Origin of the sequence: Pedobacter sp. AK013 (assembly GCF_014205835.1) — a bacterium.
Taxonomy (GTDB): Bacteria; Bacteroidota; Bacteroidia; order Sphingobacteriales; family Sphingobacteriaceae; genus Pedobacter.
Genome location: NZ_JACHCQ010000012.1, coordinates 59254 through 81341 on the forward strand (window position 1 = coordinate 59254; position 22088 = coordinate 81341).

15 protein-coding genes are annotated in these 22088 nt (G+C 40.7%); 10 read left to right on the forward strand and 5 right to left on the reverse strand.

Features of this window, described 5'->3' with window-relative positions:
• Positions 1–269: 269 nt before the first annotated feature.
• Positions 270–3521, reverse strand: a complete 3252-nt coding sequence (locus HDC90_RS10120) for a TonB-dependent receptor (protein ID WP_184465936.1) — start codon at positions 3519–3521, stop codon at positions 270–272.
• A 171-nt stretch (positions 3522–3692) separates the two neighbouring features.
• Positions 3693–4715: a FecR family protein gene (locus HDC90_RS10125; protein ID WP_184465938.1), complete on the reverse strand. Its 1023-nt coding sequence runs from the start codon at positions 4713–4715 to the stop codon at positions 3693–3695.
• 251 nt (positions 4716–4966) lie between these two features.
• Between HDC90_RS10125 and HDC90_RS10130 the strand changes: the two genes are divergently transcribed.
• Genes HDC90_RS10130 through HDC90_RS10140 form a run of 3 tightly spaced genes read left to right on the forward strand, consistent with a single transcriptional unit; the run spans position 4967 to position 8627 of the window.
• Positions 4967–5374 carry a BlaI/MecI/CopY family transcriptional regulator gene (locus HDC90_RS10130; protein WP_184465941.1) on the forward strand — a complete coding sequence of 136 codons (408 nt, stop codon included), beginning with the start codon at positions 4967–4969 and terminating at the stop codon, positions 5372–5374.
• Between the two features lie 6 nt (positions 5375–5380).
• Positions 5381–7201 (forward strand): M56 family metallopeptidase, encoded by a 1821-nt coding sequence (locus HDC90_RS10135; protein WP_184465943.1) that lies wholly within the window; start codon positions 5381–5383, stop codon positions 7199–7201.
• Between the two features lie 34 nt (positions 7202–7235).
• On the forward strand, positions 7236–8627 hold the full coding sequence (locus HDC90_RS10140) for a serine hydrolase (protein WP_184465945.1): 1392 nt from the start codon (positions 7236–7238) through the stop codon (positions 8625–8627).
• 196 nt (positions 8628–8823) lie between these two features.
• On the opposite strand, the gene HDC90_RS10145 is transcribed toward HDC90_RS10140, so the two are convergent.
• The 3 genes from HDC90_RS10145 to HDC90_RS10155 all read right to left on the reverse strand — a co-directional run bounded on the left by HDC90_RS10145 (position 8824) and on the right by HDC90_RS10155 (position 11777).
• Positions 8824–9414: an RNA polymerase sigma-70 factor gene (locus tag HDC90_RS10145; protein WP_184465947.1), complete on the reverse strand. Its 591-nt coding sequence runs from the start codon at positions 9412–9414 to the stop codon at positions 8824–8826.
• Positions 9415–9486: 72 nt separating this feature from the next.
• Positions 9487–10896, reverse strand: coding sequence for a S41 family peptidase (locus HDC90_RS10150; protein WP_184465949.1), 1410 nt, complete (start codon positions 10894–10896; stop codon positions 9487–9489).
• Positions 10897–11054: 158 nt separating this feature from the next.
• Complete coding sequence (locus HDC90_RS10155; protein ID WP_184465951.1) at positions 11055–11777, reverse strand: class I SAM-dependent methyltransferase; 723 nt, start codon at positions 11775–11777, stop codon at positions 11055–11057.
• 91 nt (positions 11778–11868) lie between these two features.
• Between HDC90_RS10155 and HDC90_RS10160 the strand changes: the two genes are divergently transcribed.
• From HDC90_RS10160 to HDC90_RS10190, 7 genes are all read left to right on the forward strand, one after another.
• Positions 11869–12756 (forward strand): LysR family transcriptional regulator, encoded by an 888-nt coding sequence (locus tag HDC90_RS10160; protein WP_184465953.1) that lies wholly within the window; start codon positions 11869–11871, stop codon positions 12754–12756.
• 201 nt (positions 12757–12957) lie between these two features.
• Positions 12958–13641, forward strand: a complete 684-nt coding sequence (locus tag HDC90_RS10165; protein WP_184465954.1) for a response regulator transcription factor — start codon at positions 12958–12960, stop codon at positions 13639–13641.
• 21 nt (positions 13642–13662) lie between these two features.
• Positions 13663–15030 (forward strand): ATP-binding protein, encoded by a 1368-nt coding sequence (locus tag HDC90_RS10170; RefSeq protein ID WP_184465956.1) that lies wholly within the window; start codon positions 13663–13665, stop codon positions 15028–15030.
• Positions 15031–15364: 334 nt separating this feature from the next.
• Positions 15365–16066, forward strand: coding sequence for an MgtC/SapB family protein (locus HDC90_RS10175; RefSeq protein ID WP_184465958.1), 702 nt, complete (start codon positions 15365–15367; stop codon positions 16064–16066).
• 31 nt (positions 16067–16097) lie between these two features.
• Positions 16098–17228: an efflux RND transporter periplasmic adaptor subunit gene (locus tag HDC90_RS10180; protein ID WP_184465960.1), complete on the forward strand. Its 1131-nt coding sequence runs from the start codon at positions 16098–16100 to the stop codon at positions 17226–17228.
• Positions 17229–17247: 19 nt separating this feature from the next.
• Positions 17248–20346: an efflux RND transporter permease subunit gene (locus HDC90_RS10185; protein WP_184465962.1), complete on the forward strand. Its 3099-nt coding sequence runs from the start codon at positions 17248–17250 to the stop codon at positions 20344–20346.
• Between the two features lie 2 nt (positions 20347–20348).
• Positions 20349–21623 (forward strand): TolC family protein, encoded by a 1275-nt coding sequence (locus HDC90_RS10190; RefSeq protein ID WP_184465964.1) that lies wholly within the window; start codon positions 20349–20351, stop codon positions 21621–21623.
• The last annotated feature ends 465 nt before the right edge of the window (positions 21624–22088 follow it).

Genomic DNA, 22088 nt, shown 5'->3' on the forward strand with positions numbered 1-22088 from the left:
AGTTTATACCTAAATGTGATGTTTTTTTATATCTTAGTGTTTCATATCGATTTTACTAAGTAACCTGTTAGCTACCCTGGGTTTTTAACAGTAAGTTTTTAAGATAATTCGGGTTTATCCTGATACGCCGTTCTACTAGAAATGATCGGTTTAAAACGGAGGGTTCTGGTACAACCTTTCGTTTTTTTTATGGCTATGCAGGAAATAATTTTCCTCCTTTCTGATGAGATTGTGTAACCATATTATTGCTTGTATTATTTTATTAAAAATTAAAAACTGTAACTAATTGATGTACTGTAGGTACGGCCAAATTTCTGACTAAAACTGATCAGGTCGCCATCATCATATTTATCACTATAACCTTCTTTTAATCTTGTCCTGTTGCTGCGATCGGCATCGCCACCAGTATAATCAGGATTAACCTCGTAGCTGGCGGTGTTTCGATAAAAAACCGATGCCCTGTTCAAAAGATTTCCGGCATTGATCTTTATCTCAAGCCTGTTTTTTAATAAACGGCAACTGATTTGCGCATCTATCTGTGCCCTGGGTTTTTCGTATTCAATATCAGCAGGCAGTTCACTTACGATATATGTTTTATAACCCGATTTATTGTACATTACGTTGAAACCAAAATGGCTTGCGTTATATTGTAAGCCAAGGTTAACCAGATAGGGCGACTGTCCATACATTGGGCGGTTCTGTTTGCTTGGAGCCTCTATGTTTGCAGGACCATTTGGATCTGTATTGGCTACCAGGTATGTCCCTTTCACATCCGATCGCTGAAGGGTTAAATTGGCATAGGCTGTTAGGTTGCTAAACAGTTTATGAGTAGAAATAAAGCTGAAATTTTTACGTAGTTCAAGCTCTAGCCCATAAACTTTTGCAAAATCAGCACTTTTTAAGTAGTAGTTGATGTTGCCCGAAGCAGTACTAAAGGTAAGTTCGGTAGGTGTGTCGAATTTCTTGTAAAAGCCTCCGGCAGAAATGATTTCACCAAGTCCTGGAAACCATTCCACTTTCAGGTCGTAACTATTAATCCTGGTACTATATAAGCCCTGGTTGCCAAATTGTGCACCAAGATAGGGGCTATATCTCCAAAACTGGCTATTGTCTAATAGTTCAGGTCGGATTACGCTGCTCGAAAAGGCGGTCCGGATATTAAGGCTACTTGCAGGGCTATAAGTTAAATTGGCAGATGGGAGCCATTGCCAGTGTTTATCTGGTTTGATGCTGAATATTTTGAGGTTGGTATTGTTTCCGTTATTGATTTCATCGTATTTATAATATTCTGCACGTACACCCCAAACCAATCTGAATTTCTCCAGAAACCTGGTGTCAAACATCACAAAACCAGCCTGTGTAAGGCTTTTACCTTTGTATATATCCTGAAAGCCATTGCCCACGTTATAGAAGAAACCATTTGCGCCGCGAATGTTTTCGGGCCGTTGCATCTCTGCTATTGTTAAATAGCGCAGGCTATCTGGCAGGGTATTAAAATTGGCCGAAAAGGAAGCGATAGTCCAGTTAAATCGGGCTTGTTTCCAGTTTCCGAAATATCCAGTTTTTAACGTATTTCTTGTTCCAGATACTTTAAAGGGAACAGATGTAGACACATCCCACGAATAATGCTCTTCGGCATTTTCGTAGTGGTGGCGGGAGGTTGGCAGGATACGGGGCTCACTACTGTTTACAATATCATAAAAATACTGATATTCCTTACCAATAAGTCTTGGTACCTGAGTTGCTAGTATGACATCTTTTTCGGTACGGTTGATCGATGTTCGGGCCAGATTCCATTCTATTTTAAATTTACCTGCCTGATGCTGTCCGCTCAATTTGTTCTGCAACAGATCTGTAAATGTGGGATCATCTGTTTCTTCCAAACGGTTGGCCGGTGTATTGCCTGAAACATCAAAACTGTGCCCAAGCGTTCTCACCAGCATATTGTCGTACATGTGCGTGTAATTGTTGCGGAAACTATATCTGTTTTTACCAGATTGGTAGCCAATGTTTAACAACGCAGACCAGGTTGTGTTAAAACCATAACTCGAACCGGCATTGTTATATAATTCGGAAGCAGACCAGTCTCCTCTTTTCTGCTGATCAAATATGTTGATCTGTTGTGTATTCCGGTAACTTATTGATCCTGTAAAACCAAGTCTCTTTTGTTTTAAAGTATCAACCTGAATCATTCTTCCGATACTGAATTGATAGTTTTGAGAGGGTGCAGCTTGGTAACGGTATACCGTAAAATTATCGGTGGTAAATAAACGGCTCTGCGTTTCTACCTTTTTTGCATATTCTGCTTCCGTTAAACTATTGTTGGGTGCAACTCTTCTATCTGTTACGACAAGATCTTTAGGATAATCCCTTCGGCCATCATCGAAACCTAGATAGTCGTATTTGCCTCTTTTATGACTCAAAAAATCCTTGCCAGTACTTTGATCGTTATAAGACGCACCTGCAGTAAAACTCATGAAATTTTCTGTTGGGATATCTTTGGTGTTAATCTGTATAAGCCCACCTCCAAAACTGGTGTTCATATCGGGTGTAACCGTTTTACTTACTACTACATTATCAACCAGGTTAGAAGGGATAAGATCAAAGGAAAAATTGCGTGTCTGCGCTTCGGTACTCGGCAGGGTTACGCCATCCAATTGGGCCGAATTATATCGCTCGCCAATTCCCCTTACAATGACAAACTTATTATCGATAGAACTTACGCCACTAATACGTTTCAAACTTTCGCCGATATTTTTATCCGGTGTTCTGGAAATTTGTTCAGCGCTGATTCCGTTGCTGATTTCGGAAGCATTTTTCTGGCGGGCCAGTAAACCTTCAACCGACGCTTTTTTGTAACTGGCTGTTACTACCACTTCCTGCAGGCCTTTTGCATCAGGTTTTAACGAAATGTCTAATGGCGTATTTTTATCAGCCTTTACATTTACCTCGCTTACGCGCTGTGTAGCAAAGGATATGTAACTGATTTCTACTGTGTATTTTCCGGGTTCGGCAATTAAAGTATAGCTACCATCGCTGGCTGTTTGGGTGGCTTTGCCTGTTTCGATAATTTTAATGGAAGCACCTGGAAGGGTTATTCCCTTTTCGTCGAATACTTTACCTGATATCCGCCCCGGCTTTACCGGATCAGGAAGCTTGTAGAGCAATATGGTATTGTTATCGGCAAACCTGTAGGTTACCCTGGTTCCTAAAAGTATTTTTTTGAGGATCAGCTCGAGGGGCATGCTTTTTACCTCCAAGCTTATTTTGCTGTTCTGGTTAAAAATCGATCGGTTATAATTAATCAATAACCCTGTTTTTTCTTCTAAAAGACTCAAGGCATCAGAGATGCTCATTTCTGCTATTTTAAGGCTTACACTACTTTCTCTTGGTGTTTGCTCAAGGCTTCTTGCTATCCCTTGGTTAAACAAAAGGATGCACAGCACCAACATAAATGCCGCGGGCCTGAAATCGAAATTGATAATATATTCTTTTATATATTCATAAAACCCTATTTTCATAGGTTCAAGATGTTTTTTAATTCTCACGGGTTAAAAACTTTTGTTTAGGAGCTGGATTGTTCGAGCAATCCGGCTCCATGTTTGTGTTAAGAGGTTTAATTTGTTTTTCATAGGTATAAATCCTGTAATGTTGCGCAGATATATTGCGCCCTTAAAGTATAAGCTAACCTATCATTGGCAGCCCTCCCCCCATACGGTAATTGTTTTAGTGCTTGTATCTATTTTATATTTAAGGTGTTTCCCACTCATCACATGGAGCTGTTCCATTACATTGGTAATGCTTTTGTTCGAAAAGGTGGCATTGAACCTGCATTGATTAAGTTTATTGCTTTTTAGCTCGATATGCACGTTGTAATATCTTTCCAATGATTTAAGCATGTTTGGTAGCGTTACATCTTTAAAAGTGAAGCTATTTTTGATCCAGGCATTTACTTCAGTTACCCGTTCGGTGTGTACCGTACAATTACGTTCCTTCAGGTGATACAATATTTTCATGCCGGGCGTAAGTAACGAAAGTTCTTTTAGTTTGCCTTTGCTGTTCTCCGAAACCTTCACTTTACCTGTTCGTACGGCTACACTAAAGGTTCCATCTTTCGGGTAAGCATAGATATTGAATGAGGTGCCCAAAACCTGGGTTTGCATTTGTCCGCTATGTACAATAAAAGGACTGGTAGTATCGCGTTTTACTTCAAAAAAAGCTTCCCCGTCAAGCTGTATATTTCTTAAACCGCCCTTTACAAAATGCGATGGCCAGGTAAGCTTACTTCCGGCACCGAGGTATACAATAGAACTATCGGGCAAAATCAACTTTACTTTTTCGCCTTTTTGGGTGGTTTTACTTAATAAGGCAATGGCTGTTTGCACGGGTTGTTGTGTTTTCTTATAGGCATACCAGCCAAGCGATGCAGAAATGACTACCACAATGGCTGCGGCATATTTTAATATTGGGAAGAGTGAGCGGCTTTTGGGTTGGCGTTCTTCTACTTTATCCCATATTTGTGCCAGGCCTTGAACAGCAGTGATGGAGTAATCGGTTTCACTTGTTTGTTTCTTCCAGGCGCTTTCCATTACGCCATGAAATTCACTATCGGCGTTTGCTGGATCGGCCAGGTCCTCCATCAGGATTTTTTCTTGCTCCGGATCGGTTTTACCTGCTAAGTATTGTTCAAATAATATTTTAATGTTTTCTTTCACCTCAATGTTTGTAAGCTTTATGTTGCGCGCTACTGTATATATGCACGAGCGTGGTGATACAGCTATAGGGAAATGAAATTTATTTTAAAAATTGTTGTTTACATCTTAGTGTCGGTCTTTTATAGCTGATGATTTCGAATAATTTGCATGATCCTACAGGGGGAAGGCACTATATTAAGGCTTTTTCTTATTTTTTGAAAAAAAGTAAGAATCTTTTCTTATTAATAAGAAAAGATTCTTATGTTTGTTTTATGAGTAAACGAAATACACAAAAATCATCGGAGCAGGAACCTACAAAATCGGAACTCGAAATTTTGCAGGTTCTCTGGCAGTTTGGCCCTTCAACAGCCCGTTTCGTAAATGACCACTTAAACGAGCATGTCAGGCCCGTTATTTACATGTCTACCTTAAAGCTGATGCAGATTATGCTGGAGAAAGGTTTTTTAAAAAAGGATGAAAGCCAGGTGAAACACATTTATCGGTCGGCGGTAGAAGAAAGTAAAACAAAAGGGGCATTGTTAGACAGGGTTGTTGATACTTTGTTCAATGGGTCGGCTGGTAGTTTATTGATGCAGTTGTTGGGTAACGAGAAACTATCTGCTAAAGAAATGGAAGAATACCAGGAGCTGATTAAAAAAATAGATCAGAAACAAAAATAAACGAATATGAAAGTAACGTATCTGAACCAATGGCTAAATGACCAGGAGGTTATTGCCATTTGCTGGACATTATTCCACTCTATTTGGATAGGACTAATCATTGCGGTTATGGCTGGCATCGTCGTAGCCTGTACCCGCAAATCCAGTGCGGATTTACGTTACCGGTTATTTTGCTGTTTATTGGTACTGTTTGTCATCAGTATTTCGGTTGCCGGAATGTACGAACTGGCTGGAACTGATGCTATACCGACAAAAAATAACTCGCTTATTCCCTTGTTTAACAAAACCCTGAGTGAGAACCAGGTAGTCAATTTTCCGTCCGCGTCTTTCAGGGAGATTAGTCTTGCGCTGCTAAATCAAAATGCCAGCTGGCTATTTGGTTTATGGCTCGTTTTTTTTCTTTTTAAAAGCCTGAAGCTTGTATTCGGGCTATTTTATATCCAGCGTATCCGCAGCTACAAAATTGAACCTGCTGGTGAAAAATGGGCATTGATAGTACAGAAGTTTAGCCATCAGATGAACATTAAGAAAAGGGTAGAGGTTATTCAATCTACATTGGTTAAGGTTCCCGTAGTACTTGGCTATTTTAAGCCTTTAATTGTACTGCCTGTCGGGCTGTTGCTGCAACTTCCTGCAGCACAGGTAGAAGCCATTATCTGGCATGAACTGGCACACATTTACAGGCGCGATTATCTGATCAACATCCTGCAAAAAATGATCGAGGCAATTTTCTTTTTTAATCCGGCAGTGCTGTGGCTTTCGGCACTTATCCGCGAAGAAAGAGAGAGTTGCTGCGATGACATTGTACTTGCCAATGTGCAGCAAAAAACAAACTATCTTGCCGCGCTGGTCGCTTTTCATAGCCCAAAAAATACCGTTGCGGGGATGGTAATGGGGTTAAGCCTGCGTTCTGATCAATTGATGAACCGTTTAAGACGAATGGTTAACAAAGAAAATAAACGTTTGAGCGGGGTCGAACTTGCTGCATTATTGGCAGGACTGATGCTGGTATCTGCTTTTACTTTTATTCCAGAGGTAAAACCAGTGATCAAAAATGGGGCTGTTTATATAAAAAAGGCTGTTTCGGAAACTTTAACGATTGCTAACACAGGAAGGGGTCAAACGTACAAACCCGCCACTAAGCCCGCCAGATACTCAGGTAGTATGGTTCCAGTTCAAACAGATGTAGTTCAGCCTGATACCTTAATCAAATTTAAAAGTATCCGTTTTAAAAACAGTAATGAAGATAAAAACAACAGAGATTTGAGTGTTATTGATGGACAGGGCAATCGCTATCACCTGATTGTAGCTAATGGGAAGTTAACTGTGGTTGAACTTAATGAGCAGGCCGTTTCGGTAAATGAATTCAGTAAATTTGAAAACCTCCTTGTTCAGATCGATCATGTTATGCAGCAGAAGTTTGTAAATCCTTCACCTGAGTATGTTGAGGAAGATCAAAATATGGCTAAAAAGAACCCCTCGGGCTGGCAAAAACCTGATTTAGCAATAAATAAATTTTCAAAAGACAACTTTGCAAAGGCACAAGTACCAAATAAAAAGATCCCCTTAGTTGATGCATCTGATGATAAGGCCCGCGTACTTGGGGTTATCGCATCTCTGGTGGAACATAACGTAATCTCTGATGACTCATCGATAGACTGGTTTGCATTAACAGAAGATCAGCTGGTAGTGAACGGCCAAAAGCAGGATAGCCAACTGCACCGGCAGCTTAAATTAAAATACGGTATCAAACCGGCTTATGGCCTGTTTTTCGGGCCTTCTAAGGTGCATGGAACTGGGATTTTCTTTGACAAGCAGGACCTATAAACCTGACCATTATAAACACTTAAAAACCTTATATATGAACCAATTTTTTAAAGCATTTCTAATGCTCATGGCATGCTATTGCCCAATTGTTTCTGCACAGGAAAGTGCTGTTGCAACGATCGACAAACTGATGTCATCACAGTTCAAGGCTAATGAACCCGGTGCTAACGTGCTGGTGGCCAGGGGTGGTAAAATCATATATCACAAAGCATTCGGCATGGCCAATATGGAACTAAACGTACCGAGCGATACGGGCATGGTCTATTACATTGCCTCCAATACCAAACAATTTACCACTGTGGCTATTCTGCAACTGCTGGAAAAAGGATTGCTTTCGCTGGATGATACCCTTGGCAAATATGTGAAGAGCACTCCGCCCGTATCTCAGATTACCATTAGGCAGCTGTTGTCTCATACTTCGGGGCTGAATGGGGACGGCTACCGTGATTCATTAAATATACCTAAAGGGAATACCAGGCAGGCAGATGCCGAGCGTTATGCCGCCAAAAACATGGCTTTTCCGGCAGGAAGCAAATGGTTGTATAATAACGGTAATTTTCAAACGCTTGGGTACATCATTGAAAAGGTTACCGGAAAAACCTACCAGGATTACATCAATGAAAATATTTTTAAACCTGTGGGAATGAATAGTTCTGTGGTGGTAACCGGCGATGCGACCCTGATTAAAAACAGGCCCTCAGGTTATTCCATCGGCCGCCGGGGCATATTGAACATAAACCTTCACGATACACAGGATTTGTACGCCTCAGGAGGGATACTTTCCACCGCTACAGATCTCTTTAAATGGAACAGAGCCTTAAAATCGGGCATTCTTGTGCCGAAAAAGACCCTGGAGCTTGCCTTTACGCCGCAAAGATTAACCAGTGGACAAACCGTTCCTTATGGTTTCGGATGGTACATTGATAACCTCCACGGTAGCGCAGTGTACCGTCATGGTGGCGCCGTACCTGGATTTATTTCTGAAACCTTTTATCTACCCCAGCATGATATTTATGTAGTGATCCTGATCAATTCCGAATCGGCAGTCATTCCGCAGGTTTTAGCGAGGATCGCTGCGGCAGAACTAACAGATAAGCCCTACAAATTTCAGCGGGGTGAGCTTGTACATGAGAACCTTGGTAAATATGCAGGCCTGTATGAAAGCGAAAAGGGAGAAAAGGTCAATATTACTGAAGAGAATGGCAAGGTGTATTGGCAAAGGCTCGGTGGGCGCAGGTATGAGGTGATGCCATCTGTTGCTGATGAGTTTTACTTTGAAAAAGATTTTCTGTGGCTGGAATTTCAGCGGGATAAAAAAAAGAAAATTGATCGATTGGTGTTCAGCAGGGCTGGGTACACACCAAATACCTGGAAGAAATTAGAAAAGCCCGCTCTGCGCTTATCGGAAACAGGGCAAGAACTGTAAGGCTACTACCAACCGCAATCAAAAAATGGAAATTGCAAGAAATGGTGGAAGATGGAAAAATGTATAATATAGGAGGGAATGAACAGGTAGCTTACGATAGGGATAGACAAAGCAAAAATGGATACTAAAATTTAATATGCTTAACTTCTTAATGATGGAAAATGATAGGCTTATCTTAACGCACCAGGTTAATCTATTAGCAAAACATGATCAATACAAAAGATAGTATCGTTTCCGGAGAATATGTTCTAAAATATTTACGCATAATCCCAAGCGATTTTTTAAGATGATTGTTTACCGTGTTTTTTGAAATGCCCATCAGCTGCGATATTTCCTCATGCGTATGGTGATCATTTCTACTCATCAGGTATATTTTTTTTACCTGCGGAGAAAGACTTTCTATCGCTTCCTGTGCAATCTGTTTGGTTTCTTTGGCATTAAGTTCGTCTTCTATGGCATAAAAAGACTGCTCATACTTAAGGTTTTCGTTACTATAGGCCTTTTCTCTGGCTTTTTTACGAAGCGTGGAAAGAAAATTATTACGGATAAGTGTATAAAGAAAGGCGTCAAAATTTTTTTCCGGGTCGATCTTCAATCTGTTTTCCCAAAGCCTTACAAAAACATCCTGCGTAAGTTCTTCAGCTTCTTCTCTGCTGCGGGTAAAATGGTAAGCATAACCATATGTTTTTTTGCGGTACTGATGGTAAATTTCATTAAAAGCAGCCGAATCGTCAGTTTTTACTGCATTCAGGAGTTTTGCATTTTTAAAATCTTCCAACTGTTCCATAAGTACCGGTTATGGGAGGCAAGTTAGTGGTCGTGTTTAAAGTTAATGTTAACACAATGAAAACCTTTTCTATCACTTTAACCGATGAGTGGTTACGATACTTTGCTGAGCAGACTGCGCCCTAGAATCCATTAAAATATGGTCGGCCTTAAAGCTTTCAGGAATGACATTATTCAAAGCAACCGAAGTTTTGATGGCTTTACCTGTGATTGAAGCAATTGCTGCTTTTACCATCGGATCTGCAGCATCGCCTGGTTGAAGCAAAGGCAAAATACTCATTTCATTGATCGCGATATCTGGGTTAATGCCGGCACTATATCCGCCAATACCTTGTGCATTAAAAAGTTTATAAACAATTGGGTGCATTTCCCAGTTCACCTGTTTGGGGCTTCGGGCATCAAATATCCTAAATGATGCTTCATCTTTTCCTCTTGTTTTTTCACCGATTAGCACCACCTGGATAAAAGGTTTAAGGTTATTAATCATTACTTCTGATGCAGATGCCGTGGCGGCTGTTGATAAAATATAAACCCGGCTTAGGCCAAGGTTTTGTTGCAACAGGGTATTAAAGTTTACGGTGCCATCGAACGTAGCTGCAGTGCCGATAGATTCTGTTTTGGCTCCTCCATTTTTATTGCCCTTGTAGGTAATGAAAGGTTTGTCGAACGATATGTTTTTGGCAATCATGGCACATAGGCCTGCTGCTTCTGCTACCTGACCACCCGCGTTATAACGGAGATCGAGGATAAGTTCAGATATGCCTTCTGCTTTAAAATTACTAAAAACAGGAGTGAGCGACCTGGCCAAACCACCATTAAAATCCAGAAAATAGAGGTAACCGATTTTTTTTTCATCACTTTCCATCACCTTGCTAATCTCCCGTTGGTCTAGTATTATACCTTTATTTAACTCAACAGTGCGTGTATCTGTCCAGCTATTGTTATTCAGCTCGGCTAAACCTAACGAAAAACGGTCGCTGTTTAAGATTTCGGTTTGCAAAGCCTGCGCATTGGTAACGGTTAACGTTTTCCCGTTAATTTTACTGATGTAATCTCCACGCTTTAAGCCAGCTCTCGAAGCAGGAGAATCTTTTAATACAACTTTAATAATCCCGATAATCTTTGCACTGTTTTGGTCGCTTACTGTTGCATAATCAAAACCAAAATTTCTATTGCTTGGTGTTGCGGTGGTAGGGTCGTTAGGGATACTGATATAAGAAAAACGATCGGATGGATTGCGGATGGAATTAAAAAAATCTTTTGGCGATAAGCTGAGATTAGGATCGGCAGGCAATTGCTCATTCCAATAATAGTAGCGTTTAAGGCTATCGAGTATCCAGGTGTTGATATTCTCGTTGCTTCCAATCGGATAATTAGGGTTTTTATTACCTTTTTTGCAGGATGGCAGAATGGCTAAAAATAGAATGACAAAATAAATGCTGTAATAAGTTGTTCTTTTTAAGTGGGTTGTACGGGTTGTCATCGCCTTTCCTGATTTTAGAAACAAACTTAAAACTACTATTGTTAACTCGATATTAATTTTAAAAGTGGATTTTATCTATGGCATATAGTCTTAAAACTATTCATTTAAATGTAATGGAGGTTATGTCTGGTGATAGTAGCACTATCCCCAGGCATATCTTATTTTATTGCACCAAATGCTGCAAAATAAGCGTTTTTGTGCAGGATCTCAGTTACACTGAACCCAACTTTTTGCAACAAAGCCAGTTGATAGTTTAAAGAGCGTGGGGTATCTTCATATTCAATATAATCGAATACCTTTTGTCTATAGGCTGCACCACCTAATGTTTCAAGGTAGGCGCCGTATTGATCCTGAAAAAGATTATCGATCAAAACTGAATCGTGTGCAATAAGGTCTGAAATCCAGATACTGCCGCCAGGTTTTAAGGCCCGGTAAACTTTGGTAAAAACAAGTTCCCAATCTGCATCGGTGCGCAAATGATGAAATGTTGCAGCGGCAAGTACAATATCAAAATGATTATCGGGTAAATTAAGGTTACGCATATCATCCTGTATAAGTGTTATTTTTCCGGTAGTTTGTGCCGATACCCTGTCTCTTGCACGTTCCAACATCGGTAAACTCAAATCGTTAAGTGTACAGTTAAGGTTTGGGATTTTACTGAGCATTTTTAAGGTGTAATTGCCTGCACCACAGCCAATATCCAATAGTTCTTTGGCATTCGGATTAGTGTATTTGGCCGCTCCTGTGCAAAGCTCCATAGTAAGTGGTGCGTCGATGGTGGTTTGTTGTCCTGTCTCTAAGTTCGAGAAACGTTCTACATCATTATCAAACCTTGTTCTAATTTCTTCATTTGTTGCTTTATGCGAATAATCTTTATTCATTGCTTTATTTTTTTTGTAAAGTTAGCGCTGTTAATCATATTTGTAAAATATCAATTTTAGCATAATTCAATACCTTGTAAGTATTATAAGTATGGAGCTTAGACATTTATTGTATTTTAAAACCGTGGCAGAAGAACTTCACTTTACCAAGGCAGCAACCAAACTTTTTATCTCTCAACCTCCTTTAAGCAGGCAAATTAAAGAACTTGAAGAAGAACTTGGTGTACAGTTGTTTGTTCGGAGTAACAAGCGGGTAGCATTAACAAATGCCGGAAAGTACTTTAAGGCCGAAGTAGATGCCATGTTTGCCAAACTGGAAGAAAGTAAAGAAGTGGTGCGTAAAATTCATGAAGGCGTTAGCGGCGAATTAAAGATTGGTTATATCAGTTCTGTTTACCAATCGCACCTGGCAGAAATTTTAAAATTGATGCACCGGGAATTCCCATATCTGAAAACGAGTTTGTTTGAAGTACCTACGCTGGCCCAAATTAAGGCGCTAGAACATGGCGGCTTGGATGTGGGGATTTTAAGAGCGCCGGTTTTATCTGAGAAATTGAAAGTAGAATCTTTATTTTTTGATCCCTTTGTGGTGGTTATCCCTTTAACCGATCAAAAAATTGATGGCCAGCACGGACTTGCAGATTTTTTGAAGAAGAGTCCGTTTATATTCTTTAATAAAGATTTTGCACCCCAGTATAACCAGAAATTGATAGAAATTTGCCAGAGAATGGGCTTTAGTCCAGACATTACCCACGAGGCCAATAACGTACATTCCATATTACAATTGGTAGAAGCGGGCTTGGGTGTTTCTATTTTGCCATTATCATTAAAAGAGCAATACGCACAGTTGAAAGTTTCATTTATTGAATTTGATGCCATTCCTATTAATACGGAGGTGGTGTTGGCTTATAAAGAATCGAATAAAAAACCCGCATTAACTTGGTTTATTAAACACTATGCCGAGATAAAAATTAATTGATAATTCAATGTTAAACGGATATCTCTTGTCTAAGCGATTCTTTTTTATTGAATAAATTCTTGTGTTTTTAGTTATTGGTGGCTTTTCATTTTTAATGTATATAGCTTGGCAATGCCTGCCACATTACAAATACGCTATTATGATTGCAAAAAGATAAAACATAAATAAATAATACCCAGATTTGTGATCTAAAATGTTCCAATGCAGATACTCGTTATTGAAGATGAACTTCGGGTTGCAGAAATGATCCAAAAAGGACTAACTGAACTTGGTTTTCAGGTTACATTGGCCTATGATGGAGAAATGGGAAAAAAATTGGCTTTATTTAAGCCGTTTGATCTGATTTTGCTGGATTTGGTTCTGCCAAAAATTAATGGGATTGATTTATGTAATGAGATCAGACGCAATTTACCCCATATCCCGATTATTATGCTTACTGCTTTGGGTACAACCGACGATAAAATTGAAGGCTTTGATGCAGGGGCTAATGATTATCTGGTAAAACCTTTTGATTTCAGGGAGCTTCATGCCCGGATCCGCGCGCTGATTAACAGGACCAAGGGCCTAAACAATGGTTTTAAACAGGGCTTTATACTTCGTTTTGCCGACCTGGAGATGAACCTTGAAACGAAAATCGTAAAACGTAATCAGGAACAGGTAAACCTTACACCAAAAGAATTCCGCTTATTAGAGTATATGATGAGCAACTCAGAAAGGGTTTTATCCAGAACCGAAATTGCAGAAAAGGTTTGGGATACTTTTGATTCGGGTACCAATTTTATTGATGTGTATATCAATTACCTCAGGAAGAAGATAGATAAGGGCCATGCTGTGAAACTGATCCACACTAAATCTGGAATGGGCTTTATATTTAAAGAAGGTTAAACCTATCATTGATACCTGAAAATGAAAATAAGGATAAAACTCTTATTGTTGTTTTTTTCGCTTTTTGCTTCGTTGCTTCTGGCCTTTGCCATTTTTGTTTATATCTACAGTGCTAAGACTAGAAAAGACCAGTATTACAAGCAGTTAAAAAAAGAAGCAGTTATGAAAGCTAACCTGCTTTTTGATGCAAAAGTTCCTGCCCAGGTATTACAACTCATTTATAAAAGCGCTCCTAATTCGCTTTTTGAAGAAGAAGTGGCCATTTATGATACTTCATTTAACCTGCTTTACCATGATGCGGTACAGATAGACAAGGTTAAAGAGACCAAAAAAATGATCGATAAGATTGTGCAGCAAAAAGAAATCACCTTTGAGCAGGGTTCGTTACAGGTAGTCGGCTTACTCTACCAGCACCATCAAAAAAACTATGTAATTACGGCTGCCGCAAACGATCAATATGGTTTAAGCCGCTTGTATGAACTTAAATACGCTTTAATAGTTTCTTTCATTATCATTATTAGTTTAACAATTGTAGCTGGCTATTATTTTGTAGGAAGTGCATTAAAGCCTGTAACCGGAATTATAGGAGAGGTGGCTAAAATTACGGCCACAAATTTGCACAACCGGGTTCAAGTTAAAAATGAAAAAGATGAGATCGGCGAACTGGCCGGTACCTTTAACCATATGCTCGATCGCCTGGCACAATCATTTGATGGCCAAAAAAGTTTTGTGAGCAATATCTCGCACGAACTTCGTACACCTCTATCTACCATAGTCGGCGAACTGCAGTTGGCGTTGATTAAAGAACGCACTACAAAAGAATATCAGGAAATCATTAAGCTTGCTTTGAGCGATGCACAAGGACTGGTGCGGCTCTCTAACGGTTTGCTGGATCTGGCCAAAGCCAGTTACGATCAGCATACCATCAGTATGAAAACGCTGCGTGCTGATGAATTATTGATGGACGCCCGCGAGGCGGTGCTTAAAATAGATCTGGCTTATAAAGTTGATATTCAGTTTACCCGTGAAATTGAAAAAGATGGTGATGTTTTGGTCAACGGCAATGAGTATTTGCTTAAAATCGCCTTTATCAACCTAATGGAAAATGCCTGTAAATTTTCATCTAATCACCAATGTGCGGTAGAAATTGATTTCGGTACCGATCTGATCAGGTTAAGCTTTGCTGATACCGGGATTGGAATTCCACCTGAAGATATCCACCATATATTTACGCCATTCTACAGAGGTAACAACAAAGCGTTTACAACTGGAAATGGAATAGGTTTATCACTTACTCAAAAAATCATTTCCATGCATCATGGTACAATACAAATTCGTTCCGTAGTACATGAGGGGAGCATTTTCAATGTAGAAATTCCACATGTTTAGTTATACGGCTCGATAGAAAAGCAATTATTCCTTTGCAGAACTTTGTCGCCCTGGGCATAGCGAAGGATCTCTTTATTATTTACATTTCTGGGTGATCATTTGCAGATTCTTCGCTGCACCCAGAATAATAAAAGCTTTCTAATAAATTTCTAATGAATTTCTGTTTCTCCTCTAACAGTGCCTTTAAAAGCCATGTTTTACTTTTGCACCACAATAAAAAACAAAGAAAATATATGGACGCTGGCCCCTATTATCAATCCTCAATTATTAATGTTTTAACCGCCCAATAGGTATAAGTTTCTCTTATGCCCGGCAAGGGCATAATTAGAAATTTATGACTTTTTTCGACTTTTCAACCAGGCTGATAATAGCCTTTATTTTAGGTGCAGCCATTGGCACCGAACGCCAGTGGCGGCAACGCATGGCAGGGCTACGCACCAATATGTTGGTTTGCATCGGTGCCTGTATGTTTGTTATCCTAGGCGTAAAAGAAGGTGGCGATGCTGCCGGCAGGGTAATCTCTTATGTAGTAAGCGGTATTGGATTTTTAGGTGCAGGGGTGATTATGAAAGATGGCCTCAACGTACGCGGCCTAAATACTGCAGCAACCTTATGGTGCTCAGCAGCAGTAGGTGCATCCTGTGGTACCGGCTTTATCATGGAAGCTGGTTTTTTTACCACATTGATTATTCTTACACACATGATCATGCGTCCGCTTGGTGTAAAACTAAGCCGCCTCCCACTCAAAAATACACATGTGCCCGTACCATATGTACTGATTATTAAATGCCGGCAGGATGTAGAAAACCATTTAAGGGTATTGCTATTGCAGTTTACCGGTAATGACAGTAAACTTTTGTTGCGCTCGTTAAAAAGCACCGATGATGGAGACCCTTCTATTGCCATTATTACCGCCGAAATATTTGCCAATAGTAATGAAGATACGCTGATGGAAAAAATCGCGGGCCGCTTAACAATCGAAAAACAGGTATCAGAAATCAGCTGGAACAAAGCTGGTGATGAAAATGACTTGTAAATAATCGCCTTCATCAAATAATCGCATTGATATGAAAACAAAAAACAACCCTCATTTTGCATTAATTATTTTGCTTGGTATGGTAGCCATATTTGCATCCTGCAAACAACAGCCATCCGCGCAAGCCTCTGCAGGAATCAGTCAAAAAGATAACTTGGTTATTGTTCCGGATCACGATCCGATAAAAGCAAAACTAAAAGAAAGCCTGGTAAACACCATTTCTTATACGCAGCAGGTGGTTACTGCCGGAACGGTAAAAGCAATTCCTACTCAGTACGCCGAAATTGCCCCACCATTTCAAGGGCGTGTAACCCAGTCGTTTCTAAAACTTGGAATGAAAACCACGACCGAAACTCCTTTGTTTGAGATCAGTTCGCCTGATTTTATTACTGCACAAAAGGTTTTCTTTCAGGAGAAGTCGCAGATGCAACAGGCCGAACGTGTTTTAAAACGCCAAAAGGATTTAATGGCCCATGGTGTGGGCATCCAGAAAGAGCTCGAAGAGGCCCAAACATCTTTTGATGTAGAGAAAAAGGAATACGAAAATGCTTTAATCGGTATTAAGATTTTTAAAGCAGATCCCGAAAAATTATCATTAGGGCAGCCATTAACAGTCTATTCGCCCATTAAAGGCGAAGTAATAGAAAATAAGGTGGTTCTGGGCCAGTTTATCAAAGATGATGCGGCCAGTGTGGCTACCATAGCCAACCTATCAAAGGTGTGGGTTGTTGGGCAGGTAAAAGAAAAAGATATTCAATATATCCACGAAAACGGTACTTGTGAAATTGAAATTGCCGCAATGCCTGGTAAAAAATTAAAAGCAAAGATATACCGGATTGCCCCTATGGTTGATGAAGAAACCAGAAGCATCGCCGTATTTATAGAATGTGAAAACGAACATCTGCTGTTAAAACCGGGCATGTATATTAATGTAGATTTTTTAGCTCCGCCGGGTGCCGTAATTGCCATCCCAACCAATGCATTATTACAGATGAACGGCGCCAGTTTTGTCTTTGTGATAGCTGCAGATGGTAAATACGAGCGACGAAAAGTGGAGACTGGCGCCAGCACTGCAAATCTTATAATTATTAAATCGGGACTTAAAAAGGGAGAAAAAATCGTATCAGCAGGTGGCTTCTATTTATTGCAGGCCAAGCCATAATATTTCAATTTAACTCATAATGAAACAACTTATTTTTACCGCAATTAAGAAGCGCTGGCTTTTTGTAGCCTTATTTATCCTGCTGGGTGTATTTGGTTATTATTCGTGGAAACAACTGGCTATTGAAGCTTACCCGGATATTGCCGATGTAACCTCACAGGTGGTTACACAGGTACCTGGTTTGGCTGCAGAAGAAGTAGAGCAACAAATTACCATTCCCATCGAGCGGGCATTAAACGGTTTACCCGGCATGCATGTAATGCGCAGCAGGAGTCTTTTCGGGCTTTCGCTCGTAACAATGGTTTTTGATGATGGGGTAGATGATTACTGGGCCCGTCAGCGCATTCAGGAAAGGTTATCTGGTATAAACCTGCCATTTGGTGCAGCTCCTGGACTAGATCCGCTTACTTCGCCAACTGGTGAAATTTACCGTTACATTATCGAAAGTAAAAACCACGACCTCAGGGCACTTACCGATCTGCAAAATTGGGTAATTATCCCCAAAATAAAGCAGGTTCAGGGCGTGGCAGATGTAACTAATTTCGGGGGGATCACTACTCAATACCAGGTAGAGATCGATCCTGATAAACTTACGCAATACCAGATTGCGCTAACAGATGTGCAAACAGCCATTAGCAGTAATAATGCAAATGCAGGCGGTAGCATTTTGAACAGGGGAGAGCAGGGGTACGTAATCAGGGGAATCGGTTTGGTGAAAGATTTGCCAGCGTTGGGCGATGTGGTGGTAAAGTCGGTTAGAGGTGTGCCGGTTTTTGTAAAAGACCTTGGCGAATTAAAATATGGCACACTTGAACGTAAAGGAATATTAGGCTATACTGATCGTAAAGTAAATTATGATGATGGTATTGAAGGTATTGTGGTGATGTTAAAAGGCCAAAATCCATCGGCTGTACTTACCGGTATACACAAAGCGGTTGCTGAGCTGAATAAAAACATTCTGCCTGAAGGGGTGCGCATACGCCCTTACCTCGACCGCACTAACCTGGTAAACACTACACTTAATACCGTTTCGCATACACTTTTAGAGGGTATAGGGCTGGTTATTGTAGTGCTTATTATTTTTTTAGGAAGCTGGCGTGGCGCATTAATCGTGGCCATTACAGTGCCAATATCGCTGCTTATTGCTTTTATACTAATGCATTTTACCAAAATACCGGCTAATCTCCTTTCTTTGGGGGCTATAGATTTTGGGATTATTGTTGATGGTGCGATTGTAATGCTCGAAACCATTCTCAAAAAAAGGGAAGAAAATCCCGAGGAGCCGTTCGAAGAGGTTTCGATTGGTAAAAGGGCATTGGCCGTAGCTAAACCTATCTTATTTTCCACCATCATCATCATTACTGCCTATCTCCCCTTATTTTCTTTTGAGCGCGTAGAAAAGAAACTTTTTACACCAATGGCATTTACAGTAGGTTATGCGCTATTGGGGGCTTTAGCAGTTGCCTTATTGCTTATTCCGGGCCTTGCCTACGCGATATATAAAAAACCAGGTAAAATTTATCACAACAAATGGTTAGAAAAGTTTTCACTCTGGTACGAACAACGTGTAACTAAAATACTGGCTAAGCCTAAAAAAATCTTTTTGCCCCTGGTGGTTATACTGCTTGGCGCACTGCTATTCTCAGCAACAGTTGGCAAGGATTTTCTGCCGCCATTGGATGAAGGATCGATTTGGTTACAGGTATCGCTTCCCCCGGGTATTACACTTGAAAAATCAAAAGAAATGAGCAACGCGTTAAGGCAAACTACATTAAAACATCCTGAAATTACCTATGTAAATGTGCAGGCAGGGCGTAATGATCAGGGTACCGATTATTTTACCCCCTCGCACTTTGAAGTTTCTGTTGGCTTAAAGCCCTATGCCATGTGGCGACATGGATACAACAAAGCCGATCTGATAGAAGAACTGGCCAAAGAATATGCTACTATGCCCGGTTATTCAATTGCCTTTACCCAACCTATGATTGATGGGGTGATGGATAAAGTAGCTGGTGCCCATAGCGAACTGGTAGTAAAGGTTTTTGGTGAAGATTTTAAAGAAACCAGGCGCGTTACCGAGCAGGTAGTGCAGGCATTACAGCAGGTAAAAGGAGCGGTTGATATTGCCATTGATCAGGAACCACCATTGCCTCAATTGCAGATCAGGATAAACCGCGATGCAGTAGCGAGGTATGGCCTAAACATGAATGATGTGGCTCAATTGGTAGAGGTTGCTATTGGGGGTAAGGCCGTATCGCAGGTATTTGCTGGCGATCGGGTTTATGATGTAATATGCCGCTATAAGGAAACCAGCAGAAACACGCCCGATAAAATTGCCAATCTTATGTTGCATGCTTCAACCGGCGCATTGATACCGCTCTCGCAAGTTGCTGATATTAAAACCGATCTGGGCGAAAGTTCCATTTCAAGGGAAATGAACCGGAGGCAGCTCACGGTAAGGCTAAATTTAAGGGGAATTGATCTGAGTACTTTCCTTAAAGCCGCGCAATCTAAAATTAACAAACATGTAAAATATGATACTGAAAAATATAAAATTGAGTGGGGTGGCCAGTTCGAAAACCAAAACCGTGCTTATGCAAAATTAGCATTGGTAGTGCCCCTGGCTTTGGCCATTATGTTTCTGTTGCTGTACGGTGCCTTTGGCAAATTCAGGCAGGCGGGCTTAATTTTAGGCGTTGTACCATTGGCACTTTTTGGCGGAATGCTAGCCCTTAACCTAAGGGGCATGACATTAAATGTATCATCAGCTGTTGGTTTTATCGCGCTCTTTGGAGTCGCTATCCAAAACGGCGTTATTTTGGTTTCGCATATCAACGATCTCCGTAGGGCAGGTTGTCAATTGCTTCAGGCCGTGATTTTAGGCACTAAAGACCGCTTCAGGCCAGTATTAATGACGGCCAGCGTTGCCGCACTCGGCCTTTTGCCAGCCTCTTTGGCCACAGGTATTGGTTCTGATGTACAGCGCCCCTTAGCCACGGTAATTGTGTATGGCTTGCTTGCAGCCACTGCACTTACCCTTTTTGTACTGCCAGCCCTTTATTATCTATCAGAAAGTAAATGGGGTAAAAACGATTTTAATCCACCCACAAATCTATAATCATGAATTTTAAATATTTAATTCCAATGCTTTCCGTGCTGAGTTTAGCACGGGTATATGCACAAAAAAATACTTTACCCGCTGTATCGGAAATGTCGATCCAGCAATATTTGAACCTGGTTGGCCGGGAGAATATTGGATATGCTGCCCAGAAATATGATGTAAGTATTGCCGAAGCAGGTATAGAAAGTGCGCAGGTTTTTCCAGATCCCGAGTTTTCTGCAGGAGTATTTGATAATCAGCAGAAAAAATTAAAATTGGGGCAGGGCGTAAGCTTTGGTTTATCTACCACACTTGAACTAGGTGGTAAGAGAACAGCCCGGATTGCACTCGCAAAAAGTGAAACTGAATTAAATAGGGCAGTTTTACTCGATTATCTGCGAAATTTACGTGCTGATGCAGCCATCGCTTATTACAATGCCGTAGAGCAGCAATATTTGCTGCGGCTGCAGCAACAATCTTATTTCATTGTGAAACAGATCGCCGATGCGGATTCTGTCCGTTATCAACTTGGTTCTATTTCGCAAACGGATGCCAGGCAATCTAAGTTAGAGGCAAGTAATCTGCTCAGCGGTATTGATCAGTATGAGGCTAATTGGCAAAATGCACGTCTGGTAATGGGTACCTTTGCTGGCAAGAAAAACCCCGATACATTGATCTGCCCTTTGGCAAGTTTTGAAAATTTAGCGCGTACATTAAATTTAGAATCGCTGATAGAACAGGCCCAACATTCGCGTGCTGATGCTATCGCGGCAACAAATAGTAAAACGTTGGCTGATAAGGGACTTGCGCTCGTAAAGGCAAACCGGGTAACCGATTTAGGGATCAATGCAGGTTTACAGTTTAATGGTGTCTCAATAAACGAAATAGCGCCTACACCTTACCATAAAACAGTAAATGTGGGCATTAGCTTTCCTTTGAAGTTTTCAAATCGGTACAAAGGCGATCTCAAAGCTGCCCGTTTCACCATTCAGCAGGCCGGATTAAGATATGAAAGTGTTTTGCAGCAAATCAGATCAGAAGTGGCACAAGCCTATTTTAGTTATCTGGCCGCTCAAAAGCAGGTTATGCGATACCAAAATGGTTTATTAAGTGAAGGGAAAAAAGTATTGGATGCTAAAATATACAGTTATAAAAGAGGCGAAACTTCTTTGCTTGAGGTGCTGATTGCGCGGAGAATCTATAGTGATACACAGCAAGCTTACTATAGTGCACAGGCAAACTATGCAAGGGCCTGGGTAGAGCTGGGTCGTGCTGCCGGAATTTGGGATATTTGATCGTGTTCTTTGTATTGTATTCTATTAATTTATGGCTGTAAAAATAGCTAAATTGAGACTTTTAGTCTTCATAAAAACTAGACACTTCTGGCCTATGGCGATTTATTTTTTTTTGGGGAAATGAAAGGCAGAGGTTCTTGGGGGTGTTTGGTCCTGCTGTTCGCTGTAGCCCTCATACTTCGGGGCTGCCGCTGCCATCAGGTTTACGAACAGTGGAGCTGCACGTTGCAATGCCCTAAAAAAGAAAGGCTGTTTTAGCGATTTAGCCTGGGTTGCAGCGTTAACTATTAATCTGTGGCCACAAAAACAGCTAAATTGAGACTTTTAGTCTTCATAAAAACTAGACACTTCTGACCTATGGCGATTTATTTTTTTGGGAAATGAAAGGCAGAGGTTCTTGGGGGTGTTTGGTCCTGCTGTTCGCTGTAGCCCTCATACTTCGGGGCTGCCGCTGCCATCAGGTTT